General features: G+C 69.7%; 19 protein-coding genes and 1 pseudogene. 12 read left to right on the top strand and 8 right to left on the bottom strand.

Annotated features, from left to right (window positions below):
• The first annotated feature begins 3 nt into the window (after positions 1-3).
• The 3 genes from FB559_RS40560 to FB559_RS40550 all read left to right on the top strand — a co-directional run bounded on the left by FB559_RS40560 (position 4) and on the right by FB559_RS40550 (position 2,797).
• Positions 4-795, top strand: coding sequence for an alpha/beta hydrolase (locus FB559_RS40560; RefSeq protein WP_141962887.1), 792 nt, complete (start codon positions 4-6; stop codon positions 793-795).
• Positions 792-1,580, top strand: coding sequence for an SDR family NAD(P)-dependent oxidoreductase (locus FB559_RS40555; protein ID WP_141962886.1), 789 nt, complete (start codon positions 792-794; stop codon positions 1,578-1,580). The genes FB559_RS40560 and FB559_RS40555 overlap by 4 nt, the downstream gene beginning before the upstream one ends.
• A 770-nt stretch (positions 1,581-2,350) precedes the next feature.
• A complete protein-coding gene (locus FB559_RS40550) occupies positions 2,351-2,797 on the top strand; it encodes a hypothetical protein (RefSeq protein ID WP_221640684.1) in 447 nt (148 codons plus the stop codon).
• Positions 2,798-4,079: 1,282 nt separating this feature from the next.
• Here FB559_RS40550 and FB559_RS46375 read toward each other — a convergent pair.
• Complete coding sequence (locus FB559_RS46375) at positions 4,080-5,321, bottom strand: MFS transporter (RefSeq protein WP_141962885.1); 1,242 nt, start codon at positions 5,319-5,321, stop codon at positions 4,080-4,082.
• 99 nt (positions 5,322-5,420) lie between these two features.
• Between FB559_RS46375 and FB559_RS40535 the strand changes: the two genes are divergently transcribed.
• Positions 5,421-6,506 (top strand): helix-turn-helix domain-containing protein, encoded by a 1,086-nt coding sequence (locus FB559_RS40535; RefSeq protein WP_141962884.1) that lies wholly within the window; start codon positions 5,421-5,423, stop codon positions 6,504-6,506.
• A gap of 299 nt (positions 6,507-6,805) precedes the next feature.
• On the opposite strand, the gene FB559_RS46980 is transcribed toward FB559_RS40535, so the two are convergent.
• A complete protein-coding gene (locus tag FB559_RS46980; RefSeq protein WP_425455132.1) occupies positions 6,806-6,904 on the bottom strand; it encodes a DUF5958 family protein in 99 nt (32 codons plus the stop codon).
• Positions 6,905-7,025: 121 nt separating this feature from the next.
• Positions 7,026-7,139 (bottom strand): annotated as a pseudogene (locus FB559_RS46975) (hypothetical protein); the annotation flags it as partial.
• Between the two features lie 695 nt (positions 7,140-7,834).
• Between FB559_RS46975 and FB559_RS40525 the strand changes: the two are divergent.
• A complete protein-coding gene (locus FB559_RS40525) occupies positions 7,835-8,461 on the top strand; it encodes a hypothetical protein (protein ID WP_141962883.1) in 627 nt (208 codons plus the stop codon).
• Positions 8,462-8,586: 125 nt separating this feature from the next.
• On the opposite strand, the gene FB559_RS40520 is transcribed toward FB559_RS40525, so the two are convergent.
• Positions 8,587-9,168 carry a bifunctional 4-hydroxy-2-oxoglutarate aldolase/2-dehydro-3-deoxy-phosphogluconate aldolase gene (locus FB559_RS40520; protein ID WP_141962882.1) on the bottom strand — a complete coding sequence of 194 codons (582 nt, stop codon included), beginning with the start codon at positions 9,166-9,168 and terminating at the stop codon, positions 8,587-8,589.
• 379 nt (positions 9,169-9,547) lie between these two features.
• Here FB559_RS40520 and FB559_RS40515 point away from each other — a divergent pair, with 379 nt between their 5' ends.
• The 3 genes from FB559_RS40515 to FB559_RS40505 all read left to right on the top strand — a co-directional run bounded on the left by FB559_RS40515 (position 9,548) and on the right by FB559_RS40505 (position 13,199).
• Positions 9,548-9,970, top strand: coding sequence for a VOC family protein (locus tag FB559_RS40515; RefSeq protein ID WP_141962881.1), 423 nt, complete (start codon positions 9,548-9,550; stop codon positions 9,968-9,970).
• 3 nt (positions 9,971-9,973) lie between these two features.
• Positions 9,974-11,824 carry a M64 family metallopeptidase gene (locus FB559_RS40510; protein WP_141962880.1) on the top strand — a complete coding sequence of 617 codons (1,851 nt, stop codon included), beginning with the start codon at positions 9,974-9,976 and terminating at the stop codon, positions 11,822-11,824.
• Between the two features lie 82 nt (positions 11,825-11,906).
• Positions 11,907-13,199 carry a cytochrome P450 gene (locus FB559_RS40505; protein WP_141962879.1) on the top strand — a complete coding sequence of 431 codons (1,293 nt, stop codon included), beginning with the start codon at positions 11,907-11,909 and terminating at the stop codon, positions 13,197-13,199.
• A gap of 7 nt (positions 13,200-13,206) precedes the next feature.
• Here the strand turns inward: FB559_RS40505 and FB559_RS40500 are convergent, their stop codons facing one another.
• Together FB559_RS40500 and FB559_RS40495 are read right to left on the bottom strand one after the other, a co-directional pair.
• On the bottom strand, positions 13,207-13,878 hold the full coding sequence (locus FB559_RS40500; RefSeq protein ID WP_141962878.1) for a hypothetical protein: 672 nt from the start codon (positions 13,876-13,878) through the stop codon (positions 13,207-13,209).
• Between the two features lie 53 nt (positions 13,879-13,931).
• The gene (locus tag FB559_RS40495) at positions 13,932-14,702 is read right to left on the bottom strand and encodes a S1 family peptidase (RefSeq protein ID WP_141962877.1); all 771 of its coding nucleotides are present in this window, start codon (positions 14,700-14,702) and stop codon (positions 13,932-13,934) included.
• A gap of 154 nt (positions 14,703-14,856) precedes the next feature.
• On the opposite strand from FB559_RS40495, the gene FB559_RS40490 reads away from it, so the two are divergent.
• Entirely contained in the window at positions 14,857-15,888 is a 1,032-nt protein-coding gene (locus FB559_RS40490) for an aldo/keto reductase family protein (RefSeq protein ID WP_141962876.1), read from the top strand.
• 34 nt (positions 15,889-15,922) lie between these two features.
• On the opposite strand, the gene FB559_RS40485 is transcribed toward FB559_RS40490, so the two are convergent.
• Together FB559_RS40485 and FB559_RS40480 are read right to left on the bottom strand one after the other, a co-directional pair.
• Positions 15,923-17,344 (bottom strand): rhamnulokinase, encoded by a 1,422-nt coding sequence (locus tag FB559_RS40485; protein WP_141962875.1) that lies wholly within the window; start codon positions 17,342-17,344, stop codon positions 15,923-15,925.
• A gap of 1 nt (position 17,345) precedes the next feature.
• Positions 17,346-18,344: a LacI family DNA-binding transcriptional regulator gene (locus tag FB559_RS40480; RefSeq protein ID WP_141962874.1), complete on the bottom strand. Its 999-nt coding sequence runs from the start codon at positions 18,342-18,344 to the stop codon at positions 17,346-17,348.
• A 273-nt stretch (positions 18,345-18,617) separates the two neighbouring features.
• Here FB559_RS40480 and FB559_RS40475 point away from each other — a divergent pair, with 273 nt between their 5' ends.
• Genes FB559_RS40475 through FB559_RS40465 form a run of 3 tightly spaced genes read left to right on the top strand, consistent with a single transcriptional unit; the run spans position 18,618 to position 22,193 of the window.
• A complete protein-coding gene (locus FB559_RS40475; protein WP_141962873.1) occupies positions 18,618-20,129 on the top strand; it encodes a sugar ABC transporter ATP-binding protein in 1,512 nt (503 codons plus the stop codon).
• Positions 20,129-21,169 (top strand): ABC transporter permease, encoded by a 1,041-nt coding sequence (locus FB559_RS40470; RefSeq protein WP_141962872.1) that lies wholly within the window; start codon positions 20,129-20,131, stop codon positions 21,167-21,169. Before FB559_RS40475 ends, FB559_RS40470 begins: the two co-directional genes overlap by 1 nt.
• The gene (locus FB559_RS40465) at positions 21,159-22,193 is read left to right on the top strand and encodes an ABC transporter permease (protein WP_141962871.1); all 1,035 of its coding nucleotides are present in this window, start codon (positions 21,159-21,161) and stop codon (positions 22,191-22,193) included. The genes FB559_RS40470 and FB559_RS40465 overlap by 11 nt, the downstream gene beginning before the upstream one ends.
• Positions 22,194-22,206: the final 13 nt, after the last annotated feature.

Raw genomic sequence — 22,206 nt, 5'->3', positions numbered from 1 at the left:
ACCATGGCGACGCCCGTACTCTTCATCCACGGCCTGTGGCTCCATGCCACCTCATGGGAGCCCTGGACGCACCTGTTCCGCGACGCCGGGTACGAGCCGCATGCCCCGGGCTGGCCCGGCGACGGCGACACCGTCGAGGCGTCCCGGGCCGATCCCGAGGCGATCGCGGGCCACGGCATCGACGATGTCACCGAGCACTTCGCCCGCATCATCGATGGGCTGCCGTCGCCGCCCGTCCTGATCGGCCACTCGTTCGGCGGGATGATCGCGCAGAAGCTGCTCGGGCAGGACCGGGCCGTCGCGGCCATCGCGATCGACGCGGCGCAGATCAAGGGCGTCCTGCCGGTGCCGCTGTCGGCGCTGAAGGCGACGCTGCCGGTGTTCAAGAACCCGGCCAACAAGAACCGCGCGGTCTCCCTGACCGCGGAGCAGTTCCGGTTCGCCTTCGCCAACGCCGTGTCGGAGAAGGAGTCCCAGGAGCTGTACGAGCACTGGACGATTCCGGCGCCGGGACGCCCGCTGTTCGAGGCGGCGTCCGCCAACTTCAACCCGCACTCGCCGGCGAAGGTCGCCACGGGCAACGAGAACCGCGGACCACTGCTGCTGATCACCGGCGGCAAGGACCACACCGTCCCGGAATCGGTCACCCGCTCGACGCTGAAGCAGTACCGCCACTCCGAGGCCGTCACCGACATTGTGAAGTTCGACGACCGATCCCACTCGCTGACCATAGATTCCGGCTGGCGCGAGGTCGCGGACGCGTGCCTGACCTGGCTGCACGGGCAGTCGCTGTGAACCTCGACCTCGCCGGCAAGGCCACCGTCATCACGGGCGCCAGCAAAGGAATCGGGCTCGCGGTGGCGCAAGGCATGATCCGGGAGGGAGCCCGCGTCGCGGCGGGAGCGCGGGAGAACTCCGCCGGCCTCAGCGGCCTCGCCGACCAGGGTGACGTCGCCATCGTCCTGGGCGACCTCACCACCACATCGGGATGCCAGGCCCTCGTGGACGAGGCGGTGGCCCGCTTCGGCGGGGTGGACGTGCTCGTCAACAACGTCGGCGGAGTCCACCCCCGCACCGGAGGATTCCTCAGCGTCACAGACGAGGACTGGCAGTGGGCACTGGAGGTGAACCTCCTATCCGCCGTACGCGCGACCCGCGCGGCCGTACCCCACCTACTCGAGCGGGCCCCGTCCACCATCGTGACCGTCTGTTCGGTCAACGCCTCGCTGCCTGATCCCGGCGTGATCGACTACAGCGCGGCCAAGGCGGCATTGCGGAGCTTCTGCAAATCCTTGTCGAAGGAACTCGGACCACGCGGGGTCCGGGTCAACACCGTCAGCCCCGGGCCGGTCGAAACCGCTCTATGGCTCGGCCAGGGCGGCGTCGCTGAAACCGTAGGACGGGCACAAGCGGTCGACCCGGCCGCTGTGAAGGCCGCAGCGGTCGCCGGAACCCCGACTGAACGGTTCACCCGCCCCGGTGAAGTCGCCGAACTCGTGCTGCTCCTCGCCTCCGGCACCGTCGGCAACATCACCGGAACCGACGTGCTCATCGACGGCGGCATGGTCACCACCCTTTGACCTCTTGCGCACCTGTTGGGCTCGAAACCTCGGTTTCGCACGGTGACCTGGTGTTTCGCTGCGGGATCCTCACCGAGGCTGGACTTTTCGAGCTGCTGGCAGGCCTTCCGCTTTTCAGAAGCGACATCGGCCCTGGTCGCAGCGCTCCTGCCGAGGTCAGACGGTGATCGATGTGTGCCCATGTGAGCCGCTGGAAGGCGACGTTGTCGTCAGGTCGCATGCGCGTTCCCCATAGGCCCGGCTCGTCGCGGGATCCGCGAGTCAGGGTGCGGTCGGTTAGGACGACGCGGAGATGGGGCGATGGGAGGTCGAAGTCCAGTGATGGGCCGGTCCACCGCTCGTGTCAGGCGCGGTTCTTCCCTGCCCCGGGGACGCCGCCTGGATAGGCGCGCCTCCTCTCTCTGAGGAATCGCATCTCCAGATCGTGCTCCGCATGGACGATGTGCGGCTGTCCCATGAGTCGGCAGTCTCCGCCAATCTGCCAGCCACCGGGCAGCCGGCTCGATTCAAGGAACTTGCGCATCTCCGCGCGCATCAGGAGAGGCCGCAGGTGCGGGTGCTCCCTTCGCGGAAGCCCCCTTGCTTCTTTTCAGCGCGCCCGAGAGAGAAATCGCCGTTCCCAGGTGCAGTACCGAGCCAAGCACCTTGGTTTGGACCCTGTAAACCGTGGATATGCAGCGATTACACTTTCGGTCGTCTCGCATCACTCCTCGCTGATTGTGGTGCCCCCACGGAACAGCGCCGGAACAACAGCAAGCACGGAGGCGGCCATGGCGATGCCCAAGAAGGGCTCACGGTCCATCGCCGTCGACGGCACCGTCTACCGCTGGCTAGTCAGACACAAGCCGACCTACAGCCAGGGCAACAACTGGGCCCCTCTCACCTTCGCCGTTGAGCGCGCCGAGGAGCCGGTGAGCGTTCTTATGGTGACACTCCCTTGCGCCCGGCCAGACAACTGGCTGGGAGAGCGAACGATCGCAATCCGTCCCGTTCTCGTCAGTGGCTGCATCCGACGGGCCATCGAACAAGGATGGGACTCGGGGCGAACGGGCTCAGGATTCACCCTCACCATTACTGAGGACGACCTTGTCGCGCTCCTGGGCGAACCACCTCAGTACCTGATCCCCTTCCTCTGGGGCATGATCCCCGAAGGCGGCGGCATCGAGGACCTTCCGCGGGGCGTTCAAATCTGGAGCCGAGACCAGCCTGCGCCCTGAATCCGCTGCGCGGTCGCCGCCCTGGCTGGGCATCCCCATCTCGATCGCCACGGGCATGGTCTCGGCGCTCGGCGTCCGGCTGGTGTGCGAGCAACTCATCCGCTGGACCGGGCCTGAAGTGGTTGCCGGGCGTCCATACATCACGACACCCCCGGCCGGCCCACTCTCGTAAGGCCCGGACGGCGTGGGCCACCAACGGGTGCAGTGTCGCGGCCGGTCGACAGCGGCACTGCACATCGGCTGCGGTAAGGGGGCGGCAGAGCAACAGGTCGGCTGTGCCTCGGGAACGTCACTTCCGTCTACCGTGACCAGCTCCGGACTGCTGGCTTCGCCGCCATCACCATCGCGCCCACCCCAGGTCGCTCCGAGCCTGTTGCCCACAAGCACATCGAGGCAGCTCATTGAGGCCAGGGCTTCGGCACGTATTTGGCACAGTCACCCGCCGCCACCCGGTCACGGCCGTACACAGCCGGACAGAAAGCAAACAGCGCCCGGACCTGTTCATGTAGGTCGGGCGCTGTTTTCGCTGATCTTTGGCGGTGGGCAGGGGCGGGGTCGAACCGCCGACCTTCCGCTTTTCAGAAGTGACATCAGCCCTGCTCGCAGCATCCGAGCCGAGGTCAGACGGTGGTCGACGTGTGCCCATGTGAGCCGATGGAAGGGGACGTAGTCGTCAACGTTGTCGTCAGGCCGCATGTGCATTCGCCGTGGGCCGGCACGTCATGCGACCCGCAAGTCAGCGTGCGGACGCTTGGGCGCATGACCTTCTACACCTCGCTACCGGACGCGACGACCAGTCCACTGGAGCCCGAGCGGTCACGTTCCCGGCGGGTGGACCTGTTCGATATCCAGTAAGGGCGCCCGGACCAAAACCCGCCGCCGGGGCCAGGCTCGCGAGGACTACGTGCTGGAGCCCGTGTAATGGGATGCCGGCACCGTCCGGCTGCTGTCCCGTCTGCTGAAGGGCCGCATGCGCGGGCCTGTGTTCGTCACCCACCGCCGACCCGGGGCCGAGCAAGGTCGTCCGCCCCCCGCGACGTCTGCCCAGACACCAGGTTGGCCCGCCAGTCGTACGGACAGGCTCGCGCGCTGCTCGACGAGCACACAGCCGTGCGCGGGCCCGGGACGGGCTGTGGGGCCTGCATGAGTACCGTCACTCCGCCCTGACCTATCTCGGCGAACAGGGCGCCTCGCTGTTGATGCTGATGGCGATATCCCGGCACTAGAAGCCGGAGAACGTCCGCCGCTACTTCAAGCCGTCTCCCCGAGGCGATCGCCGAGCTCACGAGCCTGCTCGCGCCCGGCGGCAACAACCGCTGAGCCGCGTTCTTTGATCCTTCTCGGTGGCAACGGCGGAGGCGGAGATGAGCGTCGCAGCGGCGAGGCTGCCCCAGAGGATGGCCGAGCCGTGGGAGGCGAGAGCGGTGATGACCGCTGGGGAGGCGGCCAGGCCGAAGCCCGTGGAGAGCTGGAAGCGGGCGAGGGCGCGTCCCAGGACGTGGGCCGGGGCGAGGGCGGTGACGAACGCGGTGGCGCTGCCTGCATAGATGATCTCGCCGATGGTGCAGACCACGGCCACCGTGGCGATGGCCGGGGCACCCCAGCCGTGTCCCAGCGAGGTGGCCGCGAGGAAGCCGAGGTAGGAAGCGGTGAGTACCACGCCGGCGAGAGCCAGCACGGTCCGCCGGGAGAAGCGGGACATCAGGACGGTGACCGGTACCTGCAGGGTGACCACCAGCACCGTGTTGGCCACGAAGATGGCTGCCGACCACACCGGGGATGTGTGCAACTGTGTCACCAGGACCAGAGGGACCGCGATTTCGGTGACGTTGAGGCAGAAGGCGTAGACCACGTTGGCGGCCAACAGCGCGCGCATCGAGGGTGCGGGCCCGTCGTCCCTGCCCTTGGCCGGGGTAGCGGCCGGATGAGCGTGCACGTGGACCGACCACGCCAAGGCTGCCGCAGCGAGATAGGCGAGCCCGGTGACGGCTGCCAGCGCCTGCAGTGCGGTGGTGCCGCCCGCCAGGCACGCGGTGGCGAGGATCGCGCCCGCGCCCAGGCCGGCGTTGCGCAGGGCGCGGCCTCCCGCGAGAGCGGTGTCGCGTTCGCGGCCGTGGGCGACCGTGGCCACGAGGGCTGCGTGGGCGGCCGGCCATGCCTGGTTGCCGATGCCGAGGAAGAGCGCCGCCGTCGCGAACAGCCAGACGTGTCCCGCCGGGGTGGCCAGCAGCAGCGCCACGCCCAGCACCCGCACCAGCATCGACGCCGCCACGACCGTGCTGCGTGCGCCCCGGTCCAGCCATCGGCCGACCGCGGGCATGCACACCAGACCCATGACGGCGCCGACCGTCATGGCGATGCCTGTGGCCGACGCGGACAGGCTCAGCACCGTCACCCCGTAGAGCAGCAGAAAGGGCCGCAGCAAGCCGGTGCCGAGCGCGTCCACGGCCAGGGCGACGGCATAGCGGGGGCCTCCGGAGGCACGGACGAGGGCGCGGGGCTGGATCTTGGTGGTGGTTGCCATGGCGTCAACGGTGCGTTCGGCCGCCGGGCTGGGCACGTCGGTTGACGGATACCGTCAAGCGACGCGGTCGTCGGCCATCCGACCAGCGATGATGAGGGGATGACGTTGAGGATCGACATCAGCGGCCTGCCGTCCGAGCGACTGCGGTTCGCCGCCTCCCCGCTGGCCGAGCTGACCGCAATGCTGCATGTGCTGGCCGAACCCGGGCATCACCCGCAGCTCGCTGGCTGGGCCGGGGACGTCTGGGCTGGGCTGCGGCCGGAGCTGGCCGGGCGGCTCAGGGAGGCGGAGTTCCTGTGGCGTTCCTCACGAGCCGACTTCCTGGTCCCCGCTCGTCCCCGGCCGACCCTCGCCGAGGAGTTGGACGATGTGGACCGGATCGACGATGAAACCTATGTGACCGCCGCACTCGTCACCACGTGCGGCAGCAACCGGGTCCACTTCGCCGCGCCGTCGCCGCTCGCCGACGCTACGGCGCGCGAGCGGGCCCTGGACCTGGCCCAGGCCCGCGGCGCGCTCCAAGAGGCCTTCGCGGAACGGCTGCTCGCGGACCCGGCCGTCGTACGGGCGCGGGTGCGTCACACCCTCGAACAGTGCGCGGAGGCCTTCTTCGACGCCGCCTGGACGGGCGTCGCCGTGCAACTCGCCACCGACCTGCGCCTGAAGAACGACCTGCTGAGGCACCACGGCATCGGGGCGGCACTCGCGTCGGTCTCCAGCGCCGTGACCCTGGCGCCGGACGGCAGCTGCATCATCGTGGACAAGCTGCAGGACAATGCGACCGCCGCCCACGGTACCGGGGTCACCTTCCTCCCCAGCGTCTTCGGTCGCCCGCACCTGGTGGCGATCCACGCGCCCGGGCGGCGGCCGGTGGTGCAGTACCCCGTCGCCAAGCCGAGTCCACCGGAGCCGGTATCGCTGGAAACGGTCACGCTACGGCTGGAGGCACTCGCGCATCCGGTACGGCTGCGGCTGCTGCGCACCCTGGCCCGCGGCCCGCACACCACCGGTGAGCTGGCCCATGCCTGGGAACTTTCGCCCCCGGAGGTTTCCCGCCACCTCGCTGCCCTGCGCCGCGCGGGCCTGCTCACGGCCCGGCGGCACGGTCGTTACGTCCGTTACACCCTCAATCTGCCCGATCTGACGGCGCTGGGAGCCGACCTGCTGGCGGCCGTACTACGCTGAGTAGCTTCGGTCGGCGGGGCGGCGAAGCCGGACAGCAGCCACTGCCAGAACACGGGCGGGCGCCTTCGCAACATCGTCCGACTCGGCAGGCCGTGCAGTACCGGCGCGACCGCCTGCGGCCCTCGGGCAGCCGGGCAGCGCACTGGCTGCACCGCCGGACGTTCCTCCTGGCCGTACCCCGGGGTCATCCCTGTCCGGCGTGCGGGCCAGGGCCTGTCACTCCTCGTCGATCGCGTCTCTGCCGCGAAGCGGACGCAGACCGCCAGGCAGGTCGGGGAGCCGCGCGGCAGTTCCCTGAGTCAACTGGCCGTGTTTTCGAGGTGGTGCCAGGCATGGCTGCACTGTCGGGCGCACAAGTGCGTGCGCCGTCTTTCGTCGGCGATGCTGAACAAGGCGATCAGGAGTGTGAACGCCTTGGTTCGTTCGTATGGTGGCAGGTTCGTGATCTTGCCAACCTGACCGCAATGTTCCGCGCGTGATCAGCACGGCGGGAGTGTGGGTAGGGCGGATGCCGGCTCTGAGGATGCTGTCTTGCGCGTCTTGGCCGGTTGCGCCGGCTTGGAGAAAGAAGTCTGCGAGTTTGCGCAGTGCGTTGAATTGCTCGTTGTCGGCTAGAGCTTCAAACCAGGCGATGCCTGCCCTGTCGGCCGTGGTCCCTGCGCTAGTTGATTCCGCAGGAGAGTGGGCTCATCCACGCCAGGCTCCAATGCCGTCGGCTGGTTGATGATCTAGCCGTAGATCAGCGTAGTAGTGCCCGGCCTGTCGGGCAGTTGGGTATTCGGTGGCAAGGTGACCCGGACCGCAGCGAAGCGAGGACCGGAAGCGCCGCAGCAGCACTCAAGCAGTCGTGGTGGCATGCCTGGTGTGGACGGCGGGTTCGTAGGGCGTGCCGTTGCGGAAGCAGGTGTGCATGACGCGGAGCCAGCCGCGACCGAGGATGCGGACCGTTTGTGGGTGGCGTTTGCCGCGGTTGCGAGCGCGTGGTAGAGGTCGGCGACCCAGGGATTGTCAGGGCTTTGCGCGCGGGCCGGTTGGCGGCGTGTCGGAACCCGACCGTATGGAACCTTTCCGCTGGCTCGGGTGACGGGTGCCGTGCCGACTTCGGCTGCGAGTTGTCCGGCGGTCGGGCCGCGTTCGAGCATGGCGCCGATCTCGCGGATGAAGGGACATCGTCGGCCACAGCGACATCGGAGTCACGATGACCATCTACGCACACGCCGCACTCGACGAGAAACGGAAGGCAGCCGAGAAGCTAGGAGACGCACTGAGTTAGAACAGCAAGACCAACGAGGATGCCCCGGAATCCGATCCCGGGGCATCCTCGTCTAATGACCGAGATGGATGACGCTGTGCCTTCCAAGAGCGATGAGACCAACGCCAAGGGCATACGGCCCGTCAGGCGGAAATCGAGCGTCGGCCTATGGACACACACGGACTTGATCCTGCTCAGCATCGGCGTCGCATCCTCCGGAGTCGCTGCTGTCGTGGGGATCGCCCACGTCCCCTGGTTCGTGATGTTCCTGGCTGGCTCCGCGATCACTTGCGTGGTTGCGTTAGCGACGCGGGCCGCAGAGGCTCGGTCGTTGAAGAAGAAGGTCAACGCACTATGGCTTGCGCTGACCCTCGCCAGTGCCATCCCCGTAGGAGCCTTCACTTATCACCAATGGTTTGACCCCTCTAGGACCGATGAGGGCAGTCATGCGCTATCGGCGAATGGCCATGACCCCCAAATCCTTCGGCCTGCAGATGGGCCTGGTGGGTCACCCGGCTACGCGCACGGCGCCATCCTCGGCGGCACAACCGTATGGGTCCGCTGCTACGTCGAACTACAGGGGAAGGGCCTCTGGTACTGGCTGGATGGTGATGGGGGCTGGGTCTCCCAAGCGGACGTGCATGTCATCCCAGGCATGTCGCGACCCAACATTCCCCACTGCTCAGAAGACGAACTGCGGTAGCGGTTGCCGTCACCGTTGCCGTCAAAAACGCCCCGGGCCTGATGGCTCCGGGGCGTCTTGGCTGTTCAGAGGTGGTGGGCAGGGGCGGGGTCGAACCGCCGACCTTCCGCTTTTCAGGCCTACGGTCAGCACAGCTTCGACAGCAGGCCGACCTGTTCGGCGTCGGCGAGGGCGGAGCCGACCGCCACCACGCGGGCGCCCGCGGCGAGGTAGTCCGGGGCGGTGCGTGCGTCCAGGCCGCCGGTGGCCACCAGGTTGATCTGGGGGAACGGTCCGCGCATCGCGGTGAACCACGCCGTGCCCAAGGCGCTCGCGGGGAACGCCTTGAGCCAGGTCAGGCCGTGTCGCAGCGCGGCCTGGATCTCGCCCGGGGTGGCCACGCCCGGCAGGTGCGGCAGGCCCATGCCGGCCGAGGCGGTGGCGATGGCCGGGTCGAAGCCGGGTGCCACGGTGAACGCGGCACCGGCCGCCGCGACCTCGCGTACCTGCTCCAGCGAGATCACCGTTCCGGCGCCGACGGGAAGCCCCCGCTCACGCCCGGCGGCGACCACCGCCCGCAGGGAGGGCAGGGCATCGGGCGTCTGCACCGGCACCTCGACCAGCCGGATCCCGAGATCCCACGCCCGCACGGCCAGCTCGACCGTCTCGCGTTCGGGCAGCCCGCGCAGAATGGCCATGATCCGGCTGTCGCCGAAGACGTCCTCCATCGATCTCCCTCCGGTCGCCCCACCGACCTTACGCGGGGCGACACAGAGCGACCTACCGCGATCTCTGGAGCGCCTCCGGCGAGGGGACGTGGCATCATCGCCGCGGGGCGAAACCGGGTGGCACGAGCATGCCGGGGATGACAGGCTGCCCATCGTCGCAGCGCTCGAGCGGCCGTACCGGTGCGTGGCGTCAAACGGGTGAGCTGGCGTCGCTGGCTCAGCTCCGGCGCGGACGTCTGACCGGCTCCGCGTGAGAGCGTCCTCGACGGCCGGCCCGCCGGTGCCCGTGCGGGCTTCCCGGCCGGCGGCCGGTCGGCTCGACATCGGGGCGTGTATCGGCGAGTGTGAGGCCGTTGCCCCTGGTGAAGGAGAGTTTCCGATGACTGCACGTCCCGGTTTCCACCTGGCGATACCGGTGGACGACCTCGACCGTGCCCGCGGGTTCTACGGTGGCGTGCTCGGTCTGGACGAGGGGCGTTCCTCCGAGGCTTGGGTGGACTGGAACTTCTACGGGCACCAGGTGGTCACGCACCAGGTGCCCTCCGTGGCGGAGCGGTCGCAGAGCAACCCGGTCGACGGGCGTGACGTTCCCGTGCCGCACTTCGGGCTCATCCTGACTCCCGATGAGTTCCATGAGCTGGCGGGACGGCTGCGCGACGCCGGTACGGAGTTCGTGATCGAGCCGTACCTGAGGTTCGAGGGCGAGCCGGGGGAGCAGTGGACGATGTTCCTGCGTGACCCGGCCGGCAACGCGCTGGAGTTCAAGGCGTTCCGCGACGAGTCGCAGCTGTTCGCCCCTTAACCGATGGTCTCCCGCGGATCAGCCCCGAGACGCGCCGTCGCGGCCGCGTTCCTGCTGCCCGTCCTGGCCGGGGCACCGGCGCGCGCCGAGGTCGCCGCGCGGGTCGTTCCCCTGCAGGTGACGGGGGATCCGGCCAAGCGGTTCAACCTCATCCTGCTCGGCGACGGTTACACCGCCGCCGACATGCCCAAGTTCCGGCGCGACGTCGCGGACCAGCTCGCGATGCTGTTCGCGTTCGAGCCCTGGAAGTCCTACCGCAGCTACCTCAACGTCTACCGCGTCGAGATCACCTCGGGGGAGTCCGGGGTGAGCTGTGATCCCGAGCCGGGCGACAAGATACGCCGGACGCCGCTGGGCATGGCGTTCTGGGACGGCTGCGACCGTGAGGACATGCGGCGCCGGCTGGTCGTGAACGCGAAGGCCGCCGAGGCGTACGCCGACCTGGTTCCCGGCGCCGCCGACCGCCAGATCGTCGCGCTCGCCAACAGCACGACCTACGGCGGCACCGGCGGCACGTACGCGACCGCCTCGGGTGGCAACGCCATGGCGTCGCTGATCATGCCGCACGAGCTGGGCCACACCCTCGGCGGACTCCAGGACGAGTACGACTACTACCGCCGCGGCGTGCCCGGCGGCGCGTACGCCGGGTCCGAACCGGACTCGATCCAGCACACCGTGCTGACCGGGCGGGAGATGCGCGAGCAGCACCGCAAGTGGTGGCGCTGGCTGGGAGAGCCGAGCACCTCCGGCGGCGAGATCGGCCGCTACGAAGGCGGGATGTACGCCACGAAGGGCGTCTGGCGGCCCAGCGAGCACTCGATGATGAAGACGCTCGGGTACGCGTACGACCAGGTCGCGCGCGAGCGCATGACCCAGGCCATCTCCGCGAAGGTGAGCCTCATCCAGGCGAGCACTCCGGACGGGGCACCGATCGGCGCCGACCGCGTCGTCTGGCTGGAGACGATGCATCCGGTCGACCATCGGCTGCGGATCACGTGGCGGCTCGACGGCCGGAAGGCGGGCGCCCGGCCGTACCTCGACCTCGCCCGGCTCCGTCCCGCGCCCGGCCGGCACACGCTCACAGGAGAGGTCACCGACCCGACCGGCTTCGTCCGCGACCCGGCGATCAGGTCCTCGGCCGCCCTGACCCAGACCCGTACGTGGACGGTCGACACGCGCGTACGTACGCCGGAGGCCGCGACGCCGGTGGTGTTCGGCGACACCACGCCGGAGAGCACCGATGTCGGTGCCGACGACGTGATCTACGCCGAGACGACCCATCCCACGCGGTCGGTGCCGGTCGTGCACTGGCGCCTCGACGGCCGTCCGGTCGCGGGCAGGGGCGGTGACCTCGCCCTGGCACCGTTCCACCTCGACGCGGGCACGCACACGGTCACCGCGCGGACCGGCGCGAAGACGCTGAGCTGGAAGGTCGACGCGCAGCGCCCCGAGGTCTCCTACGAACTCTCCCGGCCCGCCGCGGTCACCGGCGGGGAGTACGTCTTCGACGAGCGGTTCACCATGAGGCTGACCCCGCGCGACTCCGGCGGCCCCGCACTGGCCGAGTTCCAGGTCGACGGCGACGGATGGTTCCGCTACTTCGGCTGGCCGGACGACCCGGCCGCGCCGTTCGTCTTCACGCCGCTGGGCACCGAGATCGACCATCTGGTCTACGGCAAGCTGGGCCGGCCCGCGCGCGCCACACCCTGGGACGAAATGACGCCGGGCTACGGCAGGCACACGATCGAGTACCGCGCCGTCGACGCCGCCGGCAACATCGGCGAGACCCAGAGCATCACCGTCGTCCTGCGCCACAGAAGCCCAGGGCGGGTCGGAACTCCAGGGAGCAAGTAGCCGCTACCCTCTTCTTTTCGGCCGTGACCCGAGTGTGGTTTGATGTAACTGGTCACTTATGTCGGGATGGGGCGGTGCGGGTATGGCGACTGACTCGGCTCCCGGTGTCCGGGGCATCGACCTGTCCCCGATGGAGTTCTGGGCGCGTCCCCTGGATGAGCGGATGGCCGCCTTCAAGGTGCTGCGCGACCAGGGGCAACCCGCGTTCTTCGGCGAAGTGTCGGTGCCGCTCGTCCGCTCGGGCAAGGGCTACTGGGCGCTCGTGCGGCATGCCGACGTGAGCGAGGCGAGCCGTCACCAGGACGTCTTCAGCAGTGAGCCCAGCGCGACCACGATCCCGGACCTGCCCGCGTACATGGGGCCGTTCTTCGGCTCGCTGATCAACATGGACGACCCGCGGCACGCCAAGATCCGCCGGATCGTCTCTCGCGCCTTCACGCCGAGGATGCTGGCCAAGACCGAGGACGACGTACGGCGGCGCGCGACGCGCATCGTCGACGAGCTGATCGCCTCAGGCCCGGGGGACTTCGTCGAGAAGGTGGCGGTACGGCTGCCGGTCGAGATCATCTGCGACATGCTCGGCATCCCCGAACGCGACTACGCGCGGGTCATCGCGCGGACCAACGTCATCCTCGGCAACTCCGACGCCGAGTACACCGGCGTCGACGCGGACAGCCCGAGCCGGCTCGGCATGGCACGCGCCCTCTTCAAGATCGTCTGGGCGGCGCGTGACCTGCACCGTCTCGCCGCCGGCCTGGGCCGCGAGCGGATGAAGAACCCGACCGACGACCTGACCTCGGCCCTCGTCAACGCCAACCTGGACGGTGAGCGGCTCACCACGCGGGAGCTCGGGTCGTTCTTCCTGCTGCTCGTGGTGGCGGGCAACGAGACGACGCGTACGGCGCTCAGCCACGCGCTGAAGCTGTTCACCGACTTCCCGGAGCAGCGGCGCCTGCTGCTCGAGGACTTCGACGGCCGGATCGGCGGCGCCGTCGAGGAGATCGTCCGCTACGCCACGCCGGTCATCTACATGCGCCGGAACGTCACCCGCGACCACGAGATGAACGGGCACACCTACAAGACCGGCGACAAGGTGCTGCTGTTCTACAACTCGGCCAACCGCGACGAGACCGTCTTCGACCGGCCGGACGTCTTCGACATCACCCGCGACCCCAACCCGCACGTCGGCTTCGGCGGCCCGGGTCCGCACTTCTGCCTCGGTGCCAACCTCGCCCGCCGCGAGATCACCATCATGCTCAAGGAGCTGTTCACCCGGGTGCCGGACATCCGTACGGCCGGTGAGCCCGACCGCCTGCTGTCCGGCTTCATCAACGGCTACAAGCGACTGCCCTGCACCTTCACGCCGCCCGCGTGACCGGAGGTCAGGCCCGGTAGCCGAGTGCCTCGGCGAGCCAGCCGAGCCGCTGGACCCCCGGACCGATCCGCTCGATGGTCAGGCGGCCCTGTTCGATGGTCATCAGTTCGCCGCCGCGGAGACTCCACGGCGGCGCCTGATTCCGGAGGTGGGCGTCGACGAGTGCTGGGGAGAGCAGGACGTGTGCCGCTCGCGGGTCCGCCGTCACCACCTTGAACCGCCGGTCGAACTCCGCGTGCCCGATCTCGACCGGCGACTGGCGTCCCAGTGCTCGCATGAACCGCGAGCCCATGCGGCGGTTGCGGACCTCGATGTCGGGCCATCCGCCGGGCAGCCGCGCCACGAAGACCGACAGGTTCACGCGCTGGCTGGTGGAGCGGCCTTCGCCGTCGGTGCTCTCCGTCGTGTAGTGGCAGTCGGCGACCGTGACCGGCAGGCCGTGGACGGTGGAGAAGACGATCCGGCGGATGCCGAATTGCCGCAGGCCGGAAAGCCGCTGCCGCCACGAGGTGTTGACGTCGCCCTCGTGCATCTGCCAGCCGTTGGTCATCGTCCAGGCGTAGAGGGTGTCCCTCTTGTGTCGTTCGGCCCTGATGGCTCCGTTCCGGGCCGCCACGACGAGGGCGGTCAGGAGGGCCACGGCCACGCCGATGAAGATCAGGACCACGATAGGAGCCACCTGAACCATGATCGTGCACTGGCGTCCCCGACGGGGCGAAGTTCACCAGACGGTCAGGGCAGGGTGACGTACTTTCCGAGGAACGTGCGGGCCGCCTCGGTGTCCAGCCGGTAGTCCAGGTTGGTCGCCTTGCAGACGTCGTCGTCCCCGCTGATCGTGGTGGCCACGAGCAGGTCCGAGGTCGGGCCGCCGAGGAAGTTCGGGCCGCCCGAGTCGCCGTAGCAGGTGCCCCCGTCCTTCTTCGCGGAGTTCTCCGACAGCTTGAGCCAGCTTCCGGTGAGGGCGCCGTAGGAGATGGACGTACGGCGGCGGATATCGGAGTAGTGGAACGCCCGCCCGTGGTCGGTCGGCGTCACCGAGCCGTACCCGACCGGGGTGAAGGCCGACGTCGCGAGGGTGCCGTTGGACTGGAGCTGGTCGAGCATGCCCGCCGTCGGCAGCCGGGCGGGCTTGATGCCCGGGATCGGGGTGTTGAAGACGACCACCGCGATGTCGTGGAGTTCGGACTTGGCGCTGTACAGCGGGTCGGTCTCGTAGCGGCCGACGTAGACGCCCGCACCGAGCTGGTAGCGGCTCGAGAAGGAGACCATCGCGGTCTTCTGCCCGGCGTCGCCGCAGTGCGCCGCGGTCAGGAAGACGGTCGGTGAGATGAGGGTGCCGGTGCAGTAGGACCACGTGCCGTCCGGGAACGCCTTGGTGCCGACCAGCGCACCCACGGCCGGGTGGCTCTCACCGTCGGGGGTGCCGTTGGTGATGGCGGAGGCGAGGGAGGGGATGCCCACGATCAACGCAGCAAGAACCAGGACGAAGGGGACAAAACGCATGCCAGGCACCATAACCGTGCAGGTGAGCAAAGTGTAGGGAATTTACGCGACAAACGTCGTGATCGTAAAAGATCTACCTAAGGTCCGATCGCTCGCGATGCTCCTGGTACGGGCGAGTACTTCCGGGACACGTGTGCCGTTAGCGTGGGCGCCTATGGACTATCGCAGGCTCGGCGCCGGCGGCCTGACCGTCAGCGCGATCACCTACGGCAACTGGCTCACCCACTCCAGTGAGGCGGCGGAGAACGCGCGCCGGTGCGTGGCCGCGGCTCTGGACGAGGGGATCACCACGTTCGACACCGCGGACGTCTACGGCAGCCCCGACTACGGCGCCGCGGAACGTGTTCTCGGGGCCGCGCTGTCCGGCGTACGCAGGGGGTCGGTGGAGATCCTCACCAAGGTCTGCCTGCCCTCCGGCCCCGGGCCGAACGACCGCGGGCTGTCCCGCAAGCACATCATGGAGAGCTGCCACACCTCCCTGCGCAACCTCGGCACCGACTACGTCGACCTCTACCAGGCGCACCGCTACGACGACGAGACGCCGCTGGAAGAGACGATGACGGCCTTCGCCGACCTGGTGAGGCAGGGAAAGGTCCTCTACCTCGGAGTCTCCGAGTGGCGTCCGGCCCAGATCGAGGCCGCCGCCGCCCTCGCGGCCGAGCTGGGAGTCTCGCTGGTCTCCAACCAGCCGCAGTACTCCATGCTCTGGCGGGTCATCGAGAAGGAGGTCCTGCCCACCAGCGAACGCCTGGGCCTGGCGCAGATCGTCTTCTCGCCGGTCGCCCAGGGCACGTTGACCGGCAAGTACCTGCCTCAGGGGAAGGCACCTGAGCAGAGTCGCGCCACGGACGCCCGCGGTTCCCGCTTCGTCGGCCGCTATCTCGGCGACTCGGTGCTGTCCGCCGTGCAACGCCTGCGCCCGGTCGCCGACGAGGCCGGCCTCACGCTCGCCCAGCTCGCCGTCGCGTGGGTGCTGCAGAACCCCGGCGTCTCCAGCGCCATCGTCGGCGCCTCCCGCCCCGAACAGCTGCGCGAGAACACCGCCGCCGCGGGCCGGAAGCTCGACCCGGACGTCATGGCCCGCATCGACGCGGCCTTCGTCGACGACGTCCACGGCGACCTCGTCGAACGCGACCCTGCCAAGATCGCCACCCCGTTCGACGTCATGCCCGCCTGGAAGTCGTGACGGAGTCGCGCGGCCCTGGTCGCCGAGGGTGGGCCTAGCTCAGCCCGATGCGCGACGCCGCGCGGTCCCACGCGGCATCGTCCCCGCTCGGCCGGTAGACGGTCAGGTCCTGGGTGCGTCGTACGAGGTCGCGCGGGTCGCCGGTGAAGCCGTGGGCGCGTGCCTGGACCAGCGCGTTGCCGATCGCGGTCGCCTCGACCGGGCCGGCCACCACCGGCAGGCCGCACGCGTCGGCGGTCAACCGGCACAGCAGGGCGTTGCGCGCGCCACCGCCGACGACGTGCACGACGTCGACCGCGCGCCCGGACAGCCGCGCCGCCTCCCGTATCGCCGCGCGATGGCCGATCGCGAGGCTTTCGATGATGCAGCGGACCGTCGCCGCCCGGTCCGCGGGCGGCCGCTGGCCGGTCCGCTCACAGTGGGCGGCGATCCGCGCGGGCATGTCGCCGGGTGCCAGGAACTCCTGGTCGCCGGGGTCCACGAGCGCGGCGAACGGCGGGGCGTCCGCCGCGGCGGCGAGCAGCGAGGGCAGGGACTCCTCGGCCCCCCAGGTGCGCAGCGACTCCTGCAGCAGCCACAGGCCCATGATGTTGCGCAGGTAGCGGATGGTGCCGTCGACGCCGACCTCGTTGGTGAACCCGGACCTGCGGCTCTCGGCGGTCAGCACCGGGGCGGTGAGCTCCACGCCGGCGAGCGACCAGGTGCCGCACGAGACGTACCCGAAACGGTCGTCCGAGGCGGGGACCGCGAAGACCGCCGAGGCCGTGTCGTGCGAGCCCACCGCCGTGACCGGCAGCGACGACGGCAGCCCGGTCTCGGCGGCGACCTCGGGGCGCAGGGTTCCGGCGGTGGTGCCCGGCCGTCGCAGGGGCGTGAAGAGCCGGCGTGACAGGCCGAGCCGCTCGATGAGCGGGTACGCCCACTCGCCGGCGCGGACGTCGTACAGGCCGGTGGTCGAGGCGTTGGTCACCTCGGCGCCGGTCTCACCGGTGAGCCAGTACGTGAGCAGATCGGGGATCATCAGCAGCGTCCGTGCCCGCGGGGGAGGGGCCGAGGCCACCAGCTGGTAGACCGTGTTGAACGGCAGGAACTGCAGGCCGCCGACGTCGTACAGCGTGTCCGCGCCGATCTGGCCGACGACCCGCTCCATGACGCCGTCCGTACGGCTGTCGCGGTAGTGCACGGGGTTGCCGATGAGCGCGCCGGAGGAGTCCAGCAGCCCGTAGTCCACGGCCCACGAGTCGATGCCGATCGAGTCGGCGCCCCCGGCGCTTCGCAAGCCGTCGAGGATCTCGCGGTACAGGCCGAGGATGTCCCAGTACAGCGTGCCGGCCACGCGTACGGGCCGGTTGGCGAACCGGTGCGCCTCGTGCAGCGTCAGCCGGTCCTCGCTCAGCTGGGCGAGCATCACCCGGCCGCTGGAGGCACCGAGATCCACCGCGGCGTAGGACCCCATCTCAGCCGCTCGACTCGCGGACGACCAGCTCGGGCTGGAACATGATCTGCTGGTGCGCGTGCCCCTCGGGGTCGTCGCACTCGTCCAGGAGCAGCTCCGTGGCGATTTTGCCGAGCTGGTAGGTCGGCTGGCGGACCGAGCTGAGGGGTACGGCGGCGGCCGAGCTGAACTCGATGTCGTCGTAGCCGATGAGGGTGACGTCCTTCGGGACGCGCACCCCTGCCTGCGACAGGACGCGGAGGACACCCAGCGCGAGCAGGTCGTTCGCGCAGAAGACGGCGTCCGGCAATCCCTCATCCAGCAGCGTCCGGCCGGCCAGCCTTCCGCCCTGCGCGGTCATCTCGGGGACCACGATGTCGGCCAGGCTCTCGGCGGGCAGCCCCGCCGACTCCAGCGCGCGCACGGCGCCGCGGCGCCGGTCACTGCACTGGCGGATCGCCCGCGGGCCGCTCACGAAGGCTATGCGCCGGGCGCCGCCCTCGATGAGGTGACGCACCGCGAGCTCGCCGCCGGCCACGTCGTCCACGGCGACCGAGCAGATGTCACCCGAGGCGGGGTGGTCCACGAGCACCACCGCGACTCCACGGTCGCGCAGCCGCAGCAGGTCGGAGGTGTCGTCCGCCGCCGGAGTGATGAGCACGCCGCGTACCCGCTGCTCGGCCAGCACCCGCAGGTTGCGGGACTCCTTCTCCGGTGACTCGCCCGAGTTGCAGAGGATGACGGCGTGGTCGCGGTCGCTGACGACGTCCTCGACACCGCGCGCGACCTCGACGAAGAACGGGTTGCCCACGTCCAGGACGACGAGCCCGACGGCACGGCTCTGGCCGGCCCGCAGGGTCGAGGCCGAGCCGTTGCGTACGAAGCCGAGCTCGCGGATGGCCTGCTCGACCCGCGAACGCGTCGCGGCGGCCACGCGCTCCGGCCGGTTCAGCACGTTCGAGACGGTGCCCGGGGACACGCCCGCCCGCTGCGCGACCTCCTTGATACCCACGGTGACCATCGCTCTGCCGCGCCTCTCTTACCCTGCAAGTGGCGTTCACTTTGGCGCGCTAATTAAAACGTGTCAACCGGGCGCATCCGGACTTCAAGATCGCCCAGAGAGTGACCGTCTCGTTATCCGAGTCGCAATCTTGCAGATCAGAGGCATGATCACGGCGGGTGGCGGCAGAAGCCGGTCGTTTCGCCCTCTTGACGTATCCGGCGGTCAGACCTAGCGTCCCGGGTCAATCTCGTTAAAACGTTTTTACATCGTTCACCTTCCGTGGAGCGAAGCATGAGTGAGTCGCCTCCGATCCTCGCGCTCGAACGCGTCAGCATGGCGTTCGGCGCGGTGCGGGCACTCCAGGACGTCTCGATCGACCTGCGCGGCGGAGAGATCCATGCGCTCGCCGGCGAGAACGGCGCGGGCAAGTCCACGCTGGTCAAGATCCTGGCGGGCGTGCACCGGCCGGACGAGGGCCAGGTCCTGCTCGACGGGAGCCCACGCGACTTCCGCGGGCCCGGCGACGCGCAGCACGCCGGCGTTGCCGTCATCTACCAGGAGCCGACGTTGTTCCCCGACCTCTCGGTCGCGGAGAACATCTTCATGGGCCGCCAGCCACGCGCCGGCCTCGGCCGGATCGACCGCCGGGCGCTGAGGGCGCAGACCGCGGCGCTGTTCGAGCGCCTCGGCGTCTCCCTGGACCCGGACCGGCCCGCGCGCGGCCTGTCCATCGCCGACCAGCAGATCGTCGAGATCGCCAAGGCCCTGTCCCGCGACGCCCGGGTGCTGGTCATGGACGAGCCGACCGCCGCGCTGTCCGGGAACGAGGTCGCGCGGCTGTTCACCGTCGCACGCACGCTGCGCGAGCAGGGCTGCGCGCTGCTGTTCATCTCGCACCGGCTGGAAGAGATCTTCGAGCTGTGCCAGCGGGTGACGACGCTGCGCGACGGCCGGCTCATCGCGACCGAGGAACTCCAGGGCATCACACCCGACGACCTGGTCCAGCGGATGGTCGGCCGCGAGCTCGACACGCTCTACCCCAAGCAGGACACGACCGTCGGCGAGGCCGTCCTGAAGGTCGAGCGGCTGACCCGCGAGGGCGTCTTCACCGACGTGTCGTTCGAGGTGCGCACGGGGGAGATCGTCGCCCTCGCCGGGCTGGTCGGGGCCGGCCGCAGCGAGGTGGTACGCGCCGTCTTCGGCGTCGACCGCTACGACGCGGGCTCGGTCACGGTGGGCGGCCGGCGGCTGCCCGGTGGCAGTCCCACCGCGGCGATGTCGGCGGGGATCGCTCTCGTACCGGAGGACCGGCGCCAGCAGGGCCTGGTCATGGACGGTTCGATCGAACGCAACATCGGCCTGACCACCCTTCGCGCACTTCGCCGTGGCCCGCTCGTCTCCCGCCGCGCCGAGCGGGACCGTGCCGCCGACTGGGCGATCCGGCTCCAGCTGAAGTACGCACGCCTGAGCGACGCGGTCGGCGTGCTGTCCGGCGGCAACCAGCAGAAGGTCGTACTCGCCAAGTGGCTCTCCACCGAGCCGACCGTGCTGATCGTGGACGAGCCGACACGGGGGATCGACGTCGGCACCAAGGCGGAGGTGCACCGGCTCCTGTCGGAGCTGGCGGCCGACGGCCTGGCGGTCCTGATGATCTCCTCCGACCTCCCCGAGGTGCTGGGCATGGCCGACCGGGTGCTCGTCATGTACGAGGGGCGGCTCGCCGCCGAGATCCCGCGGGACGAGGCCACCGAGGAGACCGTGGTGGCCGCCGCGACCGGCCGCAACCGGCGGGAGGCCGCGTAATGGCGACGATCACCACGACCGAGGCCGGCGCCGAGACCGGCGGCGGCGGGCGCCGGCTCGTCGACACCGTCCTGCGCGCACGTGAGCTGAGCATCCTCGCCGCGCTGATCGTGCTCGTCGTCGTGACGACCGCGGCCAACTCCTCGTTCCTGTCCCAGCAGGGCGTCAAGGACATCTTCCTGAACGCCTCGATCCTCGCGCTGCTCGCGGTCGGGCAGACGATGGTCGTCATCACCCGCAACATCGACCTGTCGGTCGGCTCGGTGGTGGGCCTCGTCGCGTTCGCCTCGGGCAAGTTCGTCCTCGGCCACGACCGCAACATCGTCCTCGTGCTGATCCTGGGAATGGCGATCGGCGCGGTCTGCGGCCTGGTGAACGGGGTGCTGGTCAGCTTCTTCCGCGTCCCGGCGCTGGTGGTCACCCTCGGCACGCTGTACGTCATCCAGGGCCTGGACTACTACTGGGCGCACGGGCAGCAGATCAACGCCGCCGACGTTCCGAACTCCCTGCTGGAGCTCGGCAGCGGCAGCGTCCTGGGCATCCCGTACCTGCCGCTGATCACCGTCGTGGTCATGCTGGCCGTCGGGTACTACCTGCGCTCCTATCCGTCCGGCCGTGAGTTCTACGCGATCGGCTCGAACCCCGACGCGGCCCGGCTCGCGGGCCTGTCCATCCGCCGGCGGATCCTGACCGCGTACGCCTGCAGCGGGATCCTCGCGGGCCTGGCCGGGGTGCTGTGGCTGGCCCGGTTCGGGACCGTCGTGGCGGACGCGGCGCACGGCTGGGAGCTGCGCGTGGTCGCCGCGGTCGTGGTCGGCGGCGTCGCCATCGTCGGCGGGCTCGGCACCGTCTACGGCGCCGCGCTCGGCGCCCTGCTGCTCACCACGATCGGCAGCGTCCTGGTGGTGCTGAAGGTCAACTCCTTCTGGCAGGACGCCATCTCCGGCCTCCTGCTGCTCCTGGCCATCAGTGTCGACCGCCTGCTCAGCCTGCGCGTCACCCGCGCGCTGCGAAGGAGGAACGTCCGTCATGGCGCCTGACGCACCCGTGAAGACGAGCTCCCCCGGTGCTCTGCCGAACCCCGTGACCCGGCTGGTCCGCTGGGACGTCATCGTCACCGCACTGCTGATCGTGGTGTTCGCCGGTGGCGCCCTCGGCACGCCCGACTTCGCCACCAGCGACAACCTGTCCTTCGCCCTCGATGACCTCAGCGAGATCGCGCTGATCGCGCTGCCGATGACCCTGCTGGTCGTCGCCGCCGAGGTGGACCTGTCGGTGGCCTCGGTGCTGGGCCTGTCGAGCGCCCTGCTCGGCGCCCTGTGGGACGCCGGCTGGGCGATCGAGACGATCATTCCGCTCCTGATCATCGTCGGCGCGATCGCGGGGCTGGTCAACGGACTGCTCGTCACCCGGCTCGGGCTGCCGTCGCTGGCCGTCACGATCGGCACGCTGACGCTCTACCGCGGGCTCGCCTACGTCGTGCTCGGGACCAAGGCGGTGGCCCAGTTCCCGCAGAACTACGCGGACCTGGCCACGAAGACCGTTCCGGGCACCCCGATCCCGTATCCGTTCGCGCTGTTCATCGTGGCCGCGATCGTCACCGCGGTCGTGCTGCACGCGACCGGGGCGGGCCGGGCGATCTTCGCGACCGGCGCGCAGGAGGAGGCCGCGTTCTTCGCGGGGATCCGGGTGAAGCGCATCAAGCTCCTGCTCTTCGTCGTCTCCGGCGTGGTCTCGGCCTTCGCCGGAGCGATCTACACGTTGCGTTACGGAAGTGCCCGCGCCGACAACGGTCTCGGGCTGGAGCTGGCCGTGATCGCGGCCGTGCTCCTCGGCGGCGTCGACTTCGACGGCGGTCGCGGCACCCTCGGGGGCGTCGTCGCGGGTGTCCTGCTGATCGGCCTGCTCCGCAACCTGCTCATGCTCCGTGACGTCGCGACCGAGATCCAGTCGATCGTCACGGGTCTGCTCCTCATCGTCTCGGTGCTGACGCCGCGCATCATCGCGGGAGTACGCGAGGCACGCCGACATCCCCGCGGGTCCATCTCCGCCTCATCCCAGTGAATGAAAAAGGGAG

The organism is Actinoallomurus bryophytorum, from assembly GCF_006716425.1.
GTDB classification, from domain to species: Bacteria; Actinomycetota; Actinomycetes; order Streptosporangiales; family Streptosporangiaceae; genus Actinoallomurus; species Actinoallomurus bryophytorum.
The sequence above is the reverse complement of the archived record's forward strand: the minus strand, read 5'-3'. Positions and strand labels throughout refer to the sequence as shown.